14 protein-coding genes are annotated in these 16,800 nt (G+C 74.8%); 6 read left to right on the forward strand and 8 right to left on the reverse strand.

Translation table 11 applies throughout. The features are described from left to right. Positions 1 to 20 precede the first annotated feature (20 nt). The 3 genes from ACZ7JA_RS18960 to ACZ7JA_RS18970 are packed head-to-tail and all read left to right on the forward strand — an operon-like array spanning position 21 to position 2,685. Positions 21 to 671 (forward strand): alpha-ketoglutarate-dependent dioxygenase AlkB family protein, encoded by a 651-nt coding sequence (locus ACZ7JA_RS18960; protein ID WP_351661235.1) that lies wholly within the window; start codon positions 21 to 23, stop codon positions 669 to 671. 47 nt (positions 672 to 718) lie between these two features. Beyond that, positions 719 to 1,954: an ROK family protein gene (locus ACZ7JA_RS18965; protein ID WP_470809286.1), complete on the forward strand. Its 1,236-nt coding sequence runs from the start codon at positions 719 to 721 to the stop codon at positions 1,952 to 1,954. After that, positions 1,951 to 2,685: an NUDIX hydrolase gene (locus tag ACZ7JA_RS18970; protein ID WP_470809287.1), complete on the forward strand. Its 735-nt coding sequence runs from the start codon at positions 1,951 to 1,953 to the stop codon at positions 2,683 to 2,685. Before ACZ7JA_RS18965 ends, ACZ7JA_RS18970 begins: the two co-directional genes overlap by 4 nt. A gap of 519 nt (positions 2,686 to 3,204) precedes the next feature. Here the strand turns inward: ACZ7JA_RS18970 and ACZ7JA_RS18975 are convergent. Next, positions 3,205 to 3,804, reverse strand: coding sequence for an ATP-binding protein (locus ACZ7JA_RS18975; RefSeq protein WP_389449325.1), 600 nt, complete (start codon positions 3,802 to 3,804; stop codon positions 3,205 to 3,207). Positions 3,805 to 4,011: 207 nt separating this feature from the next. Further along, complete coding sequence (locus ACZ7JA_RS18980; protein ID WP_351660537.1) at positions 4,012 to 4,335, reverse strand: hypothetical protein; 324 nt, start codon at positions 4,333 to 4,335, stop codon at positions 4,012 to 4,014. Positions 4,336 to 4,714: 379 nt separating this feature from the next. On the opposite strand from ACZ7JA_RS18980, the gene cds1 reads away from it, so the two are divergent. Beyond that, positions 4,715 to 5,839 carry an L-cysteine desulfhydrase Cds1 gene (gene cds1 / locus ACZ7JA_RS18985; protein ID WP_351660540.1) on the forward strand — a complete coding sequence of 375 codons (1,125 nt, stop codon included), beginning with the start codon at positions 4,715 to 4,717 and terminating at the stop codon, positions 5,837 to 5,839. A gap of 18 nt (positions 5,840 to 5,857) precedes the next feature. On the opposite strand, the gene ACZ7JA_RS18990 is transcribed toward cds1, so the two are convergent. Continuing rightward, complete coding sequence (locus tag ACZ7JA_RS18990) at positions 5,858 to 6,688, reverse strand: DeoR/GlpR family DNA-binding transcription regulator (RefSeq protein ID WP_351660543.1); 831 nt, start codon at positions 6,686 to 6,688, stop codon at positions 5,858 to 5,860. A 304-nt stretch (positions 6,689 to 6,992) separates the two neighbouring features. On the opposite strand from ACZ7JA_RS18990, the gene ACZ7JA_RS18995 reads away from it, so the two are divergent. Continuing rightward, a complete protein-coding gene (locus ACZ7JA_RS18995; RefSeq protein ID WP_470809291.1) occupies positions 6,993 to 9,323 on the forward strand; it encodes a hypothetical protein in 2,331 nt (776 codons plus the stop codon). 23 nt (positions 9,324 to 9,346) lie between these two features. Here the strand turns inward: ACZ7JA_RS18995 and ACZ7JA_RS19000 are convergent, their stop codons facing one another. The 4 genes from ACZ7JA_RS19000 to ACZ7JA_RS19015 all read right to left on the reverse strand — a co-directional run bounded on the left by ACZ7JA_RS19000 (position 9,347) and on the right by ACZ7JA_RS19015 (position 13,959). Beyond that, the gene (locus ACZ7JA_RS19000) at positions 9,347 to 11,785 is read right to left on the reverse strand and encodes a right-handed parallel beta-helix repeat-containing protein (RefSeq protein ID WP_389449319.1); all 2,439 of its coding nucleotides are present in this window, start codon (positions 11,783 to 11,785) and stop codon (positions 9,347 to 9,349) included. Between the two features lie 111 nt (positions 11,786 to 11,896). Further along, on the reverse strand, positions 11,897 to 12,502 hold the full coding sequence (locus tag ACZ7JA_RS19005) for an Rv1733c family protein (RefSeq protein WP_470809293.1): 606 nt from the start codon (positions 12,500 to 12,502) through the stop codon (positions 11,897 to 11,899). Between the two features lie 149 nt (positions 12,503 to 12,651). Next, a complete protein-coding gene (locus ACZ7JA_RS19010) occupies positions 12,652 to 13,476 on the reverse strand; it encodes an MOSC domain-containing protein (protein WP_389449316.1) in 825 nt (274 codons plus the stop codon). 42 nt (positions 13,477 to 13,518) lie between these two features. Next, on the reverse strand, positions 13,519 to 13,959 hold the full coding sequence (locus ACZ7JA_RS19015) for a DUF6643 family protein (RefSeq protein ID WP_351660552.1): 441 nt from the start codon (positions 13,957 to 13,959) through the stop codon (positions 13,519 to 13,521). A 292-nt stretch (positions 13,960 to 14,251) separates the two neighbouring features. Between ACZ7JA_RS19015 and ACZ7JA_RS19020 the strand changes: the two genes are divergently transcribed. Further along, positions 14,252 to 15,577, forward strand: coding sequence for a TerD family protein (locus ACZ7JA_RS19020; RefSeq protein WP_470809296.1), 1,326 nt, complete (start codon positions 14,252 to 14,254; stop codon positions 15,575 to 15,577). A gap of 6 nt (positions 15,578 to 15,583) precedes the next feature. Here the strand turns inward: ACZ7JA_RS19020 and ACZ7JA_RS19025 are convergent, their stop codons facing one another. Further along, a complete protein-coding gene (locus ACZ7JA_RS19025; RefSeq protein ID WP_389297128.1) occupies positions 15,584 to 16,777 on the reverse strand; it encodes a glycosyltransferase in 1,194 nt (397 codons plus the stop codon). Between the last annotated feature and the right edge of the window lie 23 nt (positions 16,778 to 16,800).

The raw sequence follows: 16,800 nt of genomic DNA on the forward strand, positions 1-16,800 counted from the left end.
GCATGGAGGGCATGGAAGGCATGGACGCCGGACTGTTCGCCAGGGAGCCGGCGCGGATCGCGCCGGGCGCCGTGCACGTCCCCGGCTGGCTGCCCCCCGAGCGCCGGCGCGCGCTGCTCGCCGCCTGCCGCGAGTGGGCCCGCCCCCCGGCCGGACTGCGCACCGTCCGCACCCCCGGCGGCGGCACGATGAGCGCACGGCAGGTATGCCTGGGCCGGCACTGGTACCCGTACGGCTACGCCCCCACCGTCGTCGACGGCGACGGCACGCCCGTGAAGCCGTTCCCCGCCTGGCTGGACGAGCTGGCCCGGACCGCCGTGACCGACGCGCTCGGCCGGCGCGCGCTCCCGGCCGAGCCGTACGACATCGCACTGATCAACTTCTACGACGGCGACGCCCGCATGGGCATGCACCGCGACAGCGACGAGCGGTCGGACGCGCCGGTCGTGTCGCTGAGCCTGGGCGACACCTGCGTCTTCAGGTTCGGCAACACCGAGACCCGCACCAGGCCGTACACGGACGTCGAACTGCGCGACGGCGACCTGTTCGTGTTCGGCGGACCGTCCCGGCAGGCCTTCCACGGGGTGCCGCGCGTGCGTCCGGGCACGGCGCCGCCGGAACTCGGGCTGACCGGGCGGCTGAACATCACCCTGCGGGTCAGCGGACTGTAGACCCGGCACGGGCCACGACGGCTGCGGATCATGGGAGACTCGCCCTCATGAGCGGCAAGGCGGACCCCCGTAGGGCGGGGGAAGGGACCACCTCGAGGGCGCGGCTGGACCGGGGGCGCGGCGCGCTCGGACCCGCGCTGGAGCTCGTGCACACCGGGCGGGCGCCGACCCGGGCCGTGCTCACCGCCGAACTCGGGGTGACCCGGGCGACCGCCGGAGCGGTGGCGGCCGAGCTGGAGGCGCTCGGGCTGATCCGGGTGAACGCCCGGCCGGGCGCGGCGGCCGGGTCCCAGGGGCGCCCCTCGCACCGTCTCGAGGTCGCCGAGGACGGCCCGGTGGTGCTCGCCGCGCAGGTCCACGCCGACGGCTTCCGGGCCGCGCTGGTGGGCCTCGGCGGGCGGATCGTGGCGACGGCGCCCGGCTGCGAGACCGTGGACGCGGACCCCGCGAAGGTGCTCGGCTCGGTCGTCGAGGCGGGCGCCGAACTCCTGCGCACCACCGGCCGCCGCTGCGTGGGCGCCGGACTCGCCGTGCCCTCCGCCGTCGCCGAACCCGACGGCCTGGCCCTCAACCCGCTCCACCTGGCCTGGCCGGTGGGCGCGCCGGTCCGCCGGATCTTCGGGGAGTGCGTGCGGGCCGCCGGCATCACCGGCCCCGCCTTCGCGGCCAACGACGTCAACCTGGCCGCGCTCGCCGAGCACCGGCACGGCGCCGGCCGGGGCGCCCGGGACCTGCTGTGCGTGGCCACCGGGCACCGGGGGGTGGGCGGCGCACTGGTCCTCGACGGCCGCCTGCACATGGGGAGTTCGGGCCTCGCCCTGGAGGTCGGGCATCTCACCGTCAATCCGGAGGGCCGCCCGTGCCACTGCGGCAGCCGCGGCTGCCTCGACGTGGAGACGGACCCGCTGGCCCTGCTCGTCGAGGCGGGCCGCGAGCCGGGTCCCGAGGTCTCCCTGCTCCAGCAGGCCGACGACATGCTGCGCGAGCAGTACAGCGACCCGGCCGTGCGCACCGCCGCCGAGGCCCTGATCGACCGCCTCGGACTCGGCCTGGCCGGTCTGGTCAACATCCTCAATCCCGACCGCATCATCCTCGGCGGCCTGCACCGCACCCTGCTCGACGCCGACCCCGGACGCCTGCGCGCGGTGGTCGCCGACCGCAGCCTGTGGGGGCAGAGCGGCGGCGTCCCCGTCCTGGCCTGCACCCTGGACCACAACAGCCTGGTCGGCGCGGCCGAACTGGCCTGGCAGCCGGTGCTGGACGATCCGCTGTCGGTGCTGTGACGCGGGCCGGGCACGTGGAGCTGCTGGACGCCCCGCGCATCCGGCTCGTCGAGACCGCCGCGCCCGAGCTGTCCCCGGAGCACCGGTCGGCCATGGACCGCCGGTGGGCGCAGGCGGTACGGGCCAACCCGGCGCTCTTCGACGGTCCGGTGGCCGCGCTGACCGGCCTGCAGCGGGACGGGCGGGACGGCCTGGTGCTGTCGTGGGCCCGGGCCACCTACCGGTACCGCGCGCTGCGCGGGGTGCCGGACGCGCCGGTGTGCTGTTCCCTGTTCGTCTCCGTGGTGCAGCCGTCCGGCGACGGCCGCCTGATGGTGGGGCGGATGGCCGCCTCGACCGCGGCGCCGGGCCGGTGGCAGCTCCCCGGCGGGACCGTCGAGCCGCCGGAGGAGGGCGCAGAGCTGGACGTCGACGGGCTGCGCCGGCACGCGGCCCGCGAGCTGTCCGAGGAGACCGGCTCCGACACCCCCGCCGAGGCCCTGGCCCTGTGGCTGACCACCCAGGGTGCGGGCGGCGGCGTCGGCGTCATGTTCCTCGCCCCGCCGTGCCCCGGCCGGGAACTGCGCGAGCGGTACGCGCGGCTGGTGAGCACCGAGACGGGCGAGGGCCGCGAGCCCGAGTTCGACCGGATCTCACTGATCCGGCCGCCGGGCGGCCTGGACGCCCTGGAGGGGCCGCACGTGGACTACCTGGAACCGGTCCTCCGCCACTACGCGGATACCGAGGTCTGAGCCGTGGGCCCGGCCGTCGACTGCCTGGAGCCGGTCCTCCGCCACTACGCGGATACCGAGATTTGAGCCGTGGGCCGGCCGCGGTGGGGGCGGTTCGGTCGCCGGGGCCGGTGGAACGGCCTGGAGGGGCCGGGCGCCGACTGCCTGGAGCGGGTTCTTCGTCGCTACGCGGATACCGCGGTCTGAGCCGTGGGTCGGCCGCGGTGGGGGCGGTTCGGTCGCCGGGGCCGGTGGAACGGCCTGAGCCACGCGTCGGCCATGGTGGCGCGGGCGGCGATTCGGTCGCCGTGGCCGGCCGGTGGCCCTGCGTCCACACACGTCCCGGAGCGGACGTACGTCACGCGTCCACGCGCGAAACGGACCGCCGGGTCCCGACCGCTGCCGGCGGAGACGGCCGGACGGTGCACGGCCGGGCCGGGAGCGCGGATGGCGTCCCCTCGCGGCGTCCCCTCACGGGACAGGGGCGGGCGGCCGTCGTGACCCACCCGCTCCATACGTCGTGGTGGCGTCACCGCCCGGTCAGCCGGGAACGGCCGACCGGGCGGGAGCGGATGCCGCGGCCGGGGCGTGAGCCGCGGCGACCGGCGTGGGCGCGGCGGTGACCGGCGTGGGCGGGACCGGGGCCGGCCGGGCCTCGGTGAGCCGGGGCGTGGGGCGCCGCTCGGCCGCCGGACGGGGCGAGCGGGCCGGCCGGCGGACCGCCGCGGACGGCGCGGGCAGCGTGAACCACACGACCTTGCCGTCGTCGCCCTCGGGGCGCGCGCCCCAGCTCTCGCTCATCGCCGCCACCATCGCCAGCCCGCGCCCGCAGGTGGCCAGCGGGACGAGGTCCGGCGCGTCGGCGGCGTCGGCGACCACGGGAAGGCGCGGATCGTGGTCGCGCACCGAGACCGTGAGCCGGTCGACCAGCAGTTCCAGCTCGACGGTGCACGACTTGTCGGGCCGGGCGTGCCGGTGGACGTTGCTGAGCAGCTCGGTCACACCGAGCGCGGCCCGGTCTATCAACGGGTCCATATGCCAGTAGCGCAACTGCGCAGATACGATTCTGCGGACCTGGCCGATCCGCGACGGCAGGGCTTGGAGCTCCACCGTGCAGTGCCTGCTTGAGTGACTGATCACGGCTGCGACTCCCCGATGTGAGGTCCGGAGGAACCGGAGGAAACACGGAGAACAAACGGATCCAGCAGGGTGCTTGCGTCCAAACGTCCGCCTGCTGTGCGGGCCGGCGGGCTGGTTCGCAGCGTTATCGCCGGTAAACCCAGAGTGACGTGAGAACAGCGTGACGCAGCGGGTGCGCTCCCGCAACTCGCCACCGTCGGTTGCCGGTCAGCCACCGCGCCCGGCCGCGCGGCGCACCGCCTCGATGAACCGCCGTGCCGCGGGCGGCCCCGGCTCGCCCGGGGCGGGGTCGTGCTCACCCAGCGTCAGCGAGTACCGCTTGCCGTTGAGATCCGCGTGCGCCCGGTCCTCCGGGGCGAACCACGGCCTTGAGGCGCGCACCGCCTGCACCGGCGCGCTGTCGATCTCGCTGCCGTAGCTGGTCAGCAACTCCACCCGGCCGTCGCTGATCCGGACCTGCCCGGCCCGGGTGAGCGACCGCAGCCGTTTGCCGATCCGCACGCCCTTGGCCGTGAACTCCGGCTCCGCCATGTCCTGCCGCCCCCTTGTGCGCGTCCTTCGCCGCGACGCCGGACCGCGTGGGTCCGGATCCGGCCCGCGTCCGGTCGTACCGGTCCGGGCCGGCGCGGTGCTGTGGTCCAGTGTGCGCCGCTGTCCGGGACGATCGTCCCGTCCGGTGCAGTCTGCCTCCGCGAGGTCGGGAGCACCAGTGCGCAGGGGGCGCGCGCGGGGGGCGCCCGGAGCACTCGCGCCCGTGCGCCCCGGGGCGCCTCGCACGGCTGCGCCCCAGCCTCCCTTTGACCGGCTCAAAGATGCGTTTATGCAGGTGAGAACAGGTGTGGAAGGTGCCTATGATGCGAAGTGCCGGCCGCCGGAGGCGCCGTCGGCGCTCAGCGTAAGGAGCCCCGCCGTGAGCACCACCCCACAGACCCGGACCGGCGCCACCCTCGACGTCGACCGCAGCGACGCCGCCTACCGCGGCTGGCTGAAAGACGCCGTCCGCAAGGTCCAGGCCGACGCCAACCGCTCGGCGGACACGCACCTGCTGCGCTTCCCGCTGCCCGAGCGGTGGGGCATCGACCTCTACCTGAAGGACGAGTCGACGCACCCCACCGGCAGCCTCAAGCACCGGCTCGCCCGCTCACTCTTCCTCTACGGCCTGTGCAATGGCTGGATCCGGCCGGACCGCCCGGTGATCGAGGCGTCCAGCGGCTCCACCGCCGTCTCCGAGGCGTACTTCGCGAAGCTCATCGGTGTGCCCTTCATCGCCGTCATGCCGCGCACGACGAGCGCCGAGAAGTGCCGTCTGATCGAGTTCCACGGCGGCCGGTGCCACTTCGTGGACGACTCCCGGAAGATGTACGAGGAGTCCGCCCGTCTCGCGGTGGAGACCGGCGGCCACTACATGGACCAGTTCACCTACGCCGAGCGGGCCACCGACTGGCGCGGCAACAACAACATCGCCGAATCCATCTTCCGCCAGCTGGAGTTGGAGCGTTTCCCGGAGCCCGCCTGGATCGTCGCCACGGCCGGCACCGGCGGCACCTCGGCCACCCTGGCGCGCTACGTGCACTACATGCAGTACGACACCCGCATCTGCGTCGCCGACCCGGACAACTCCTGTTTCTTCGAGGGCTGGACCACCGGCGATCCGGACGTCACCTGTGACTGCGGCTCCCGGATCGAGGGCATCGGCCGGCCGCGCATGGAGCCCAGCTTCGTGCCCGGAGCGATCGACCGGATGATGAAGGTCCCGGACGCGGCCAGCGTCGCCGCCGTACGGGCCCTGGAGCGGGTCATCGGGCGCAAGGCGGGCGGCTCGACGGGCACCGGCCTGTGGAGCGCGCTGAAGATCGTCTCCGAGATGGTGGCCGAGGGCCGCACCGGCAGCGTCGTCACCCTGCTGTGCGACCCGGGAGACCGCTACCTGGACAAGTACTTCTCCGACTCCTGGCTCGAGGAGCAGGGACTGGACATCGCCCCCTACACGGCCGCTATCGAGTCGCTGCTGGCCACGGGCGTGTGGCCGGACTGAATGCCGGCCGACGCGCCGTCAGACGTCCTCGTCGTCCTCGGTCTCGCCGGCCACCACCAGCCGGTGCAGATGCTCCGCGATCTCCGCGCGTGCCTCGGCGGGCAGACCCGCGTCGGTGACCAGCGTGTCCACCTGCGCCAGCCCGGCGAACGAACTCAGGCCCACCGTGCCCCACTTGGTGTGGTCGGCCACCACGACCACGCGGCGCGCCGACTGCACCAGCCGGCGGTTCGTCTCCGCCTCCGCGAGGTTCGGCGTGGACAGTCCGGCCTCCACCGATATCCCGTGCACCCCGAGGAACAGCAGATCGAAGTGGAGCGCGGCGATCGCCTGGTCCGCCACCGGGCCCACCAGTGAGTCGGACGGGGTGCGCACCCCGCCGGTCAGCACCACCGTCGCCGCGCCCTGCCGCTGTCCCGAGGTGCGCTGCGCCGCGTGGAAGACGTCGGCGACCCGCACCGAGTTCGTCACCACGGTGAGGTCGGGCACCTCCAGCAGGTGCTGCGCGAGCGCGTAGGTCGTCGTACCGCCGGACAGGGCGATCGCGGTGCCCGGGGCGACCAGCCGGGCGGCGGAGCGCGCGATGTCCTCCTTGGCGGTCAGCTCCAGGGCCGACTTCGCCTCGAAACCGGGCTCGTGCGTGCTCGCCTCGACCACCGGGACCGCGCCGCCGTGCACCTTCTCCAGCATGCCCTGGCGGGCCAGCGCGTCCAGATCGCGCCGCACGGTCATGTCGGACACTCCGAGCTTGCGGGTCAGCTCGTTGACCCGGACGCCGCCCCTGCGCCGGACCTCGTCCAGGATCAGGGCGCGGCGCTGCTCCGCGAGGAGGTTCTGATTCTCACTCACGTACGCTCCGGTCCCTTCGCCGCGATCCGTCGTCCGACCCGCCCGCCGCACCGGCTCCGACCTGGAGGTCCAGCGGTCGGCCGTGCACGGGCGTTCCATCTTTTCACGGGACGGCGGCGGTCGCGCCACCGCCTTTCCCGACGCGCACATGCCATCCCGCCCTGCCCGGTGCCGGGGACCCGGTCCGCTTTCACACGGATCGGGGAGATTCCGTGACGGGAGGTGTACGCGGGCCCGGAAACGGAGAACCTGAAGCCCGCGTGGACAGGTGTCCAGCAGGCGTGTCACGGGGGAAGTACTGACAGTGGAACGGGCGCAGGAACGCAATCCCGGACCGGAGACGGACGGCTCCGCCTTACGGCCCGCACCGGCCGGTGCCGAACTGGAACTCCTGGTGCACGGCGTCGGCGGCAGCACCCCCGAGAAGATGCTCGGCGACCCGCGCACCGTCCGGATCACCGGCGACGAGACCGCCGCGATCTTCCGGCGCGCCGCCGACGCCGCGAGACCGGTCGCCGCGGACGGACCCCGCGGCGAACCGGTCCGCGAGGCGTACGTCTGGTGCAACCTCACCTCCGGCGACGGCACCCGCGCCCTGTGGCTCCTGCTGCTGCCCTTCATGGTGGTGAACCTGGCCCACTGGATGCGCCCCGCCGCCCACGGCCGCAGGCGCACCGTCCGGCTCTACGGACTCCTCGTACGGCTGGCCGCGCTCACCCTCACCGTGCTGTTCACGGCCGCCGCCTGCGAGGTCGCCCTCGACCTGGTCGCCTGGCAGTGCGCGGGCGTCGCGGACTGCGCGCGCCGCCACACCTGGCTGGGCTTCCTCTCCCCGGCCGCCGCCGGCGACGCCTGGTGGACCCAGCCCGGCCGCCGCCTCGCGCTCGCCGCGCTGATCCCGGTCGCGCTGACCGCCCTGCTCTGGTACCTCTCGCACCGCACCTGGAACGCCTACGAGTCCCACCAGCCGATGTCCCGCGACCCCGAGCCCGAGCCCGACGCGAGCGCCCTGGCCCGGCCCGGCTTCTGGTACGGGCGCCGCCTGGTGGCCCGGCTGCGCGCCGCCCATACCGCGGCCGGCCTGCTCACGGTCGCCGCCGCCGTCGCCACGCCCACGGCCCGCTTCGACCACCGCCCCGGCGGCCCGGCCGCGCTGGACCTGCTCGGGTGGCTCCTCGCCGCGGCCCTGCTCGGCTGCGCGGGCGCCGTGGTGGCCGTCGTCTGCCGCCGCGGCCGCAGCGAGCGGTGCCCCGACCACCGGCTCGACCGCCACCTCGTACGCCGCCTGCCGCTCGCCGCGCTCGTCCTGCTGCTGCTCACCCTCGTCCACGCCGCCTGGTCCCGCCCCGGCTGGCGGTCCGCCGGCCGGCTGCCCGGCGACACGGCCTTCGGCACCCTCATGCTGACCCAGGGACTGCTCGTCGTCGTCCTCGCCGCCGTCGCCCACGACCTGTACCGCAGGCGCCCCGACCCGCGCGCCGCGGGACACGGGCTCGGCGGTCCCGCGGTCGCGCTGCTCGCCTGCGCGCTGGGCGGGGTGATGTCCGGCGGCGTCGCGCAGCGCGTCGCCGACTGGCTGGACGGCACCCGTGCCCTCCTCGACGGTCCGCCGGTCCTGCTGACCTGGCAGGCCTCCGTCATCCCGCCGCTGCTCGCGGTGCTGCTGGTCCTCGCCGCCCACCTGGCCCGGCGCACCGCGCGGCTCGCCCGCGCCGAGCGCGAACGGGTGCGGCACGAGCACCCCGGCGAGCCCGAGGACCCCTCCCGCACCCGCCGTATCGCCCACGCACGGGCCATGGCCACCCTCACCGACCGGACGCCCCTGGTCATCGGTGTGCTCTGCGCCACCACCCTGCTGCTGGGCGCCGCCGCGCTCGCCGGCGCCCTGGCCACCGGCAAGCCCCCCGAAGGCGCGGCCCGGCGCACGTACGACGTCGTCCAGGCGGCCGCCGAGACCTCACAGGCACTGGGCTCCTGGCTGGTCGGCATAGGCTTCCTGCTGTTCGTCACCTGGGGCCGGCGCGCCTACCGGGACGCCTCCGCCCGGCGCACCATCGGCATCCTCTGGGACGTCGGCACCTTCTGGCCGCGCGCCGCCCACCCGTTCGCCCCGCCCTGCTACGCCGAGCGTGCGGTGCCGGACCTGACCTGGCGGATGGCGACCTGGACCGCGCGCACCGGGGGCCGCCTCGTCCTGTCCGGCCACTCCCAGGGCAGCGTGCTGGCCGCCTCCGCCGCCTGGCAGCTCAGCCCCTCGGCCCGCCGGCGCGTGGCACTGCTCACCTACGGCTCCCCGCTGGAACGTCTCTACGGCCGCTGGTTCCCGGCGCACTTCGGCCCGGCCGCGCTGGCCGCCCTGCACCGGGACGTCGCCTGCTGGCGCAACCTCCACCGCCCCACCGATCCCATCGGCGGCCCGGTCCGTCTGCCCGGCGACTGCGGCCCCGAGGTCGACCACGAGCCCCTGCGCGACCCCCTCGCCTACGGCCGCACCCCCGAGCACCCGCTGCCGGCCCCGATCCTCGGCCACTCCGACTACCAGGCCGACCCGGCCTTCGCCCGCGAACGGGCCCGCCTCCTGGCCCGGCTGCGCCCGGACCTGCCCACCCAGCGCCCCGAACGCCCGGAACCATGACGCTCCCAGGCCGGTCACCGCGGTCAGGGCAGCTCGGGCAGGTCCTCGCCGTACAGCAGGGTCAGGTCGTCGGTACTGGGGTCGGCGACCTGGGCGACCCGGCTCGCGTGCCGCTCCACCATCGCCTCGAAGGTCTGGCGCGCGGTCCGGCCGTTGCCGAACGCGGCGCCCTTCGGGATCGCCGTGAAGTACTTGAGCAGCGCCTCCGACGCCCCCGGGGTCAGCCGGTACTCGTGCTCGTCGGCCTGCTGCTCCACGATCCTGAGCAGTTCGTCCGGGCCGTAGTCGCCGAAGGTGATGGTCCGTGAGAAGCGGGAGGCGACGCCGGGGTTGACGGAGAGGAAGCGCTCCATCTCGGCCGTGTAGCCGGCGACGATCACCACGACCGCGTCCCGGTGGTCCTCCATCAGCTTCACCAGCGTGTCGATGGCCTCCTTGCCGAAGTCGCGGCCGGCGTCCTCCGGGGACAGCGCGTACGCCTCGTCGATGAACAGCACACCGCCGCGCGCCCGCTGGAAGGCCTCCTGGGTGCGGATCGCGGTCGAGCCGATGTGCTCGCCGACCAGGTCGACCCGCGACACCTCGACGAGATGCCCCTTCTCCAGCACCCCGAGGGAGGCGAGGATCTCGCCGTACAGCCGGGCCACCGTCGTCTTGCCCGTGCCGGGGGAGCCGGTGAACACCAGGTGCCGCTTGACCGAGGCGGCCTTCAGGCCCGCCTGCTGCCGGCGCCGGCCCACCTCGATCATGTCGGTCAGCGCCCGGACCTCCCGCTTGACGCTCTCCAGGCCCACCAGCGCGTCCAGTTCGCCCAGCACGGCCTTCGAGGAGCGGGCCGGCTGCTCCGGCTCGGCGGCGACGGCCGGTTCCGCGTCCAGGGCGCGCTGGCCGGGGATCGCCCCGAGCAGGCCCGCGGAGGAGGGGGACGCCGACTGCTCGGCCGTCTCGCGCTGGGCCGGCGGCCGGATGCCGCCGCTCTCGTCGCTGGTGCAGTCCTCCACCACCGGCCCCGTCCCGGAGCCCGTGTCCGGCCCGGCGTCCGCGAACTCGTAACCACCGCGCGCACACCGCTCCGTGCGGCACTTGCGCAGCGTCGTGCGGCAGCCGTCGATCACATGGAAGCCGTAGCCGCCGCTGCCGCTGACCCGGCAGTTCACGAACGTGCCCCGGCCGCCCGCGGACACGTAGAAGCCCGCCTCGGCGGGGGAGTCGACCGTGCACCGCTCGACGGTGGGGTCGGCGCCCTTGGTGACGATCACACCGGTCTGGGTGCCGTCCAGGGTGCAGTTGCCGAGGTTGCCGCCGCTGCCGTGGTCGCGGAACCAGGCGCCGGTGGCCGCGTCCCGGATCCGGCAGTCGTCGAGCTGCGCGGTCGCGCCGTCGCTCACCGACACCGCCGTGTTGCGCACCTGGTACAGATCGCTGTCCACGACGTCCGCGCGCGAGCCGCGGTCCAGCACGAACAGCGCGTCCGGCACGTCGTGCACCCGGCAGGCGTCGAGCACCGCGGTCGCGCCGTCGCTCACCCACACCGCCGGGTAGTCACCAGTGCTGTCGAAGATCTCGCACTGGTTCGCGTCGACCCGGGTGCCCGGGTCCCACACGGACAGGCCGTTGCGGCCGAACTGGCGCACCGTCGTCCGGGTCAGCGTGAGCACCGAGCGGGAGCGCAGGTCGATCGCGTTCTCCGGGACGTCGTGGATGCGGCAGTCGGCGAGCGTGAGCACCGCGTCCGTGTCCAGCGTGACGCCGTCGGCCGTGGTGCGGTGCAGATCGCAGTCGGTGAGATGGGCCGTGGCCCGCCCGGTGATCTGCACTCCGGAGCCCCGGACCTCGTACACCTCGCAACCGACCGCCTCCAGCGCCGAGTTCTCCCCGGTCGCGGTCAGCCCGTTGCCGGCGGCGTGGTGCACCCGGCAGCGCTCCAGCCGGGGACGGCCGCCGCCGTGCACCGACACCCCCGCCTGACCCGCCGCGACGACCTCGCACTCCTCGAACACCCCGCCCGCGCCGTCGAGTACGGCGATGCCGATGCCGGCCGGATTGTCGACGGTGCAGCGGCGCACGGTCGGCCGCGCCCCGCCCCGGACCTCGATGCCCGCGGCGGACCGGGTGACGATCCGCACGTCCATCAGCTCGGGCGTACCCTCCTCCACCAGCAGGGCGGGGGCCGCCGCGTCCTGGCCCTCCACGTGCAGGTCCTGCACCACCGCCGAGGCCCGCACGGTCAGCGGGACACCGTCCGCCGGCGCGATCCGCACCGAGCCCGGGGCGCCCTCGGGACCCCGCAGGGTCACCGGCCGCCGCACGACCAGGTTCTCCCGGTACGTGCCGGGGGCGATGGTGAGGACGTCGCCGTCGGCGGCGGCCTCCAGGGCTGCGGCGAGCGAAGCGTACTCACCCGTGCGGCGACGCCACCGCGACGTACCGCTGTGCGTCACCTGGACCGTGCCCTGTGCCATGGCGTTGCCGTGCCCCCACCTCGTAGTACGCGGGTTTTGGTGCCGAGTGCGAGTCGGCCGCTCCACCGTAGCGTGCGCGCGGGTGGTGGGATGACCAGAGGCGGAAGGCCGTCAGCTGCCGGTGCCCGCCTTGCCCCAGTCCGGACCCGCCCGGTCCCAGGCCCGGTCCCAACGCGCGTACCTGCGGCGGACCATGCGCCACACGACCAGCCGCCGGCCGCACTCGATCAGGCCCGCGGTGAGCAACGCGGCGCCCAGACCCGCGAGTACGGCGTGCGTCGTCGCCGTGGGGGAGTCCAGCGGGCGTGTCGTCACCCGGCCGTGCCGGTCCGTCCAGAGCGCGAAGCGGTCGCCGGCGCCCGGCGATCTGAGTTTCGCCAGGGCCGCGCCGCGCCGGTGCCGGCCGTCGGGCGCCGTCCACTCCGCGAGGACCCGGCTGTGCGCGTCCCCCACGGCGCTGGTGTCGGGGTCGGTCTCCACCGGAGCGCCGCCGAGTATTCGCACCACGGTCGCCGTGACGAGGTGGCGTTCGCGCTGCTGCTCGCGCGCCGATCGCTGCAGGGAGCCGTGAGCCGTCACTCCGACCAGGGCACCGGTCACCGGCGCGGCCACGGCGATCAGCACCAGTGCCACGAGCGCCACCCAGGCCTCGGTCAGATCGGTCGCACGGCGCAGCGGATTCCCCCGCCAGCGCCACAGTCCCCCGATGGCCCGCACGCCCCCCACCCCCTTCCGCTCCTCGGTGGTCCCCCGAGGAGCCGCCCACCCCTGGCCCGGGCCGCGAGTGCTCCCACTCCCGGCCCGGACCGTTCACGCATCGCTCATGGTGTCCCAACGACCGGGCCCCGCGCCGGGGTTCCCGGGAGTCACGACGACACCCGTACCGGGTCGCCCACCCGGATGGTGCCGGGCGCGAGCGGCACCAGGTTCTGCCCGAACAGCAGCCGGCCGCCGGCCTTGCGGTGCCGGGCCAGGGTGTGCAGGGGTTCGCGGCCGCGCCGGGCGGTGTCCTGGTCGGTCGTGGTCACCACGCAGCGCGCGCAGGGCTTGGCGACCCGGAAGTCCACCTCGCCGATGGAGAGGCCCGACCAGCCGTCCTCCGCCCACGGCTCGGTGCCCTCGACGACCACGCTCGGACGGAAGCGGTTCATCGGCAGCGGGCCCTCCTGCGCGTGATCGCCCCGTGCCACCAGTTCGTTCAGGGCGTCGAGGGAGGCGACGGTGGTGACCAGCAGCGGATAGCCGTCGGCGAAGCTCACCGTCTCGCCCGGCCGCGCGTAATCGGGGTCCAGCGGCCGGCGGGAGGCCGGGTCGTCCATGTGGACCAGACGGACCCCGGCGCCCAGAAGACCCGAACACCACGCGTGGGCGGCGCCGGACGCCGGGACCGCCGCCACCTTGGTGCCGAACACGCTCGCCGGGACCGTGGCGACCGGTTCCGGGACCGCGACCTCCAGCGGTTCACGTCCGGGCCCCGACAGACGGATGCCGCCGCCGGGCAAGGGCTCGGCGGCGGCGAGCGCGAGACGCGGCTGCTCGCGCTGTGTGACGACCTTTCCCCCGTCGTCAATCAGTGTCCAGCGTCGGTCCCCGGCCAGCCCCCAGGGCTCCACCACGGCCTCCCGGGGCGAGACGCCCCGGAACGCCTTGACCGGATGGACGTGGATCGACCGCAGTCGTGCGTTCCCCATACGGCCATCGTGCCAGGTGGCGGCGGCAGCCGGGGCTGCGGGTCAGTAGCCGCGGTACTGCTGGTTGTTGTACGGGTCCTGGTACGGCGCCGCCGCGGGTCGCGGGGCGGCCGGACGCATCGCCTCGTACCCCGTGCCGCCGCCCATCGGGCGCTGCTGCTGCGGCGCCTGCGGGCCTGGGTAGCCGCGCGGCGCGCTCGCCTGCTGCGGGATGTACGCCGTGGGCGCCTGCTGCAGCGGGGCGGGCTGCGGCATCTGCGGGTACCCGTAGGCGGGGGCCGACTGGTACGACGGGCCGGCTGGGAGGGCGGGCAGCGCCGACGGCAGGGCGGGCAGGTTGCTGCCGGTGTCGTACGCGGCGGGGACCCGGATCGGGGCGATCTGCGGGGTGCCCCGCTCGGCCACGAGCGAGTCGTAGATCGGGGTGTCCGGGAAGGAGGCGGAGTAGTAGCCGCCGCCATAAGTGGAGCGGGGGGAGGTCATGGCACATAAGTTAAGCCCACGATGTGCTGGTTGGGGAGACCGATAAGAGGGTTGTTTTCCGTGTCGGCCGTGACGCGGGATCCCCAATACGAGCGAACTCGGCAAAAAAGGACGCCGATCCGGGTTTGGATCCTGTAAAGGCCGAGTTCCTGGCGGGTTACCGGCGGTTGACCGGCGGTCTTCGCCGGCCGGCCCGCGCCGCCCGGGTGCGTTCGCCGCTCCCGGGAATAGGTTGGGCGGGTAGCGATCATCCGGGGCGCCCGGGAACGTCCGGGGCGCACACCGACACGTGATGGGGGCGGACATGACAATGGCGAAAGGATCGAATGCGCCGGTGCCGACCACGGCCCTGCGCGTCGAATTGGGCTGGCGCCCGGGGCCCGCGGTGCCCGACGCGGACGCCTCGGCGCTGCTGCTGACGGCCGGAAAGGTCCGCTCCGACGGGGACTTCGTCTTCTACAACCAGCCCGCTCACGCCTCCGGCGCGGTCCGGCACCAGGGCAAGCGGACGGCCGGCGAGCGGATCACCGACACCCTCCTCGTCGACCTCGCGCGCGTGGAGAGCGGGATCGACCGGATCGTCCTCGCGGCCTCGGCCGACGGCGGGACGTTCGGGCAGGTGCCCGGCCTCTACGTCGAGGTGACCGAGGAGAGCGGCGGTGCGGTGGTCGCCCGCTTCGACAGCCCCGGCGCGACCTCCGAGACCGCCTTCCTGCTCGGCGAGTTCTACCGGCGCCAGGGCGGCTGGAAGTTCCGCGCCGTCGGCCAGGGGTACAGCAGCGGACTCGAGGGCCTGGCGACGGACTTCGGCATCACGGTCGACGAACCGCAGCGGCACGCGCCGCCGCCCGCGCCCCCGTCGCCCGCCGCGCCGCCGCCCTCCCGGCCCGCCGCACCCCCGCCCCCGCCCGCCACGCCGCCGGTGACCCTGCCGCCGCCGGTCACCACGCCGGTCCCGCTGCCGCCGCCCCCGGCGGCCGCCGCGCCGGTCCGCCTTTCCAAGGTCACCCTCACCAAGGCCGCCCCGTCCGTCTCGCTGGCCAAGCAGGGCGGCACCTCCGGGGCCCTGCGGGTCAACCTCAACTGGCAGGTGCGCAAGCAGTTCCCGGGCCGGCTCGGCCGCTGGGGTGGCGGTCAGGGCGACGTCGACCTCGACCTGTGCGCCCTGTACGAACTCGCCGACGGGCGCAAGGGCGTCGTACAGGCCCTCGGCAACGCCTTCGGATCGCTGGACCGTCCGCCGTACATCCACCTGGACGGCGACGACCGCACCGGCGCCGTGGCGAGCGGCGAGAACCTCACCGTCAACCTCGACCACAAACAGGACTTCCGGCGCATCCTGGTCTTCGTCACCATCTACGAGGGCGCCGCCTCCTTCGCCGACCTGCACGCCACGGTCACCCTCCAGCCCCAGCACGGCGCGCCGATCGACTTCTCGCTGGACGAGTGCACGGTCCCGTCCACGGTCTGCGCGCTCGCCCTGATCACCGGCACGGGCGGCGACCTCGTCGTCCAGCGCGAGGCGCGGTACCTGGTGCCCGACCGCGGAGTGAGCCCGCAGCGGACCATAGACCGCGTCTACGGCTGGGGCATGAACTGGACGCCCGGCCGCAAGTGAGCCGGGTCAGCCCTCGTCGGGCCGCACCTCCGGACGCGCGTAGGTGCGGCCCTTCCAGGCCGCACCCCGCCCCCGGTAGTGCTGCACGGCCGAGTCCACCGTCATCAGGAGATAGAGGAGAGCGGTGAACGGCAGCAGCGGCGCGAGCCACAGCGGCTGCCGGTAGTAGCGGAGCATCGGCAGGTACGTCCCCGCCATCACCGCCCACGCCAGCCCGCCCGCCACCGCCGCGGCCGTGGACCCCCCGGCCGTCCCCGCCACCACGGCCGCGGGCGGGGCCAGGTACACCAGGGCGAGCCCGGCGACCGTGCCGAGCAGCAGCGACGGGCTGTGCCGCAACTGGGCGTAGGCGCTGCGCGAGACCATCCGCCACAGGTCGTGCAGCCGCGGATAGGGCCGCACGCTGTCCACCCGGTCGGCCAGCCCGAGCCAGACATGACCGCCGGCGCGCTTCACCGCGCGCGCGAGGGCGACGTCGTCGATCACGGCGTGCCGGATGGCGTCCGGGATCCCCGCCCGCCGCGCCATGCCGGCGCGCAGCAGCACGCAGCCGCCGGCCGCCGCCGCCGTACGCGACCCCCGCCGGCCGATCCGGCGGAACGGGTAGAGCTGTGCGAAGAAGTAGACGAACGCCGGCACCACGAGCCGCTCCCACAGGCTCTCCACCCGCAGCCGCGCCATCAGCGACACCGCGTCGAAGCCGCCCGTGCGGGCCGCCGCCACCAGCTCACGCAGACTGTCCGGCGCGTGCGCGATGTCGGCGTCCGTCAGGAGCAGGTACTCGGGGTCACGCGCGTGCGCGAGGGCGACGCCGTGCCGCACCGCCCACAGCTTGCCCGTCCAGCCGGCCGGCGGCTCGCCGGGGGAGGCCACCGTCAGCGGCAGCCCTCCGTGCCGGCGGGACAGCTCGCGCGCCAGCTCCCCGGTGCCGTCCGTGCTCCCGTCGTCCACCAGGACGACCTCGGCGCGCCCCGGATAGTCCTGGGCGAGCAGCGACGGCAGACTCGCGGGCAGCACCTCGGCCTCGTCCCGGGCCGGAACCACGACGCACACCGGCGGCCAGTCACCGGGAGTGCGGCGCGGTGGCAGCCGGACGTCCGTGCGCCAGAAGAAGCCCTGGCACAGCAGCAGCCAGCACCAGGCGGCGAGGGAGGCGACGGCGATCCACACGATGGCGCTCACGGGCGCAGTCTGCCCCACCCGACCGGCCGATCGGGGCCCAT

The sequence above is a fragment of the Streptomyces sp. NPDC038135 genome (assembly GCF_055601245.1).

Excerpts from the sequence above, each read along its gene's own strand:
- ACZ7JA_RS18980 (WP_351660537.1), bottom strand. The coding sequence starts at position 4,335 with ATGGCGGAGCCGGAGTTCACGGCCAAGGGCGTGCGGATCGGCAAACGG.
- ACZ7JA_RS19015 (WP_351660552.1), bottom strand. The coding sequence starts at position 13,959 with ATGACCTCCCCCCGCTCCACTTATGGCGGCGGCTACTACTCCGCCTCC.
- ACZ7JA_RS18965 (WP_470809286.1), top strand. The coding sequence starts at position 719 with ATGAGCGGCAAGGCGGACCCCCGTAGGGCGGGGGAAGGGACCACCTCG.
- ACZ7JA_RS19010 (WP_389449316.1), bottom strand. The coding sequence starts at position 13,476 with ATGGGGAACGCACGACTGCGGTCGATCCACGTCCATCCGGTCAAGGCG.
- ACZ7JA_RS19020 (WP_470809296.1), top strand. The coding sequence starts at position 14,252 with ATGGGGGCGGACATGACAATGGCGAAAGGATCGAATGCGCCGGTGCCG.
- ACZ7JA_RS18960 (WP_351661235.1), top strand. The coding sequence starts at position 21 with ATGGACGCCGGACTGTTCGCCAGGGAGCCGGCGCGGATCGCGCCGGGC.
- ACZ7JA_RS19000 (WP_389449319.1), bottom strand. The coding sequence starts at position 11,785 with ATGGCACAGGGCACGGTCCAGGTGACGCACAGCGGTACGTCGCGGTGG.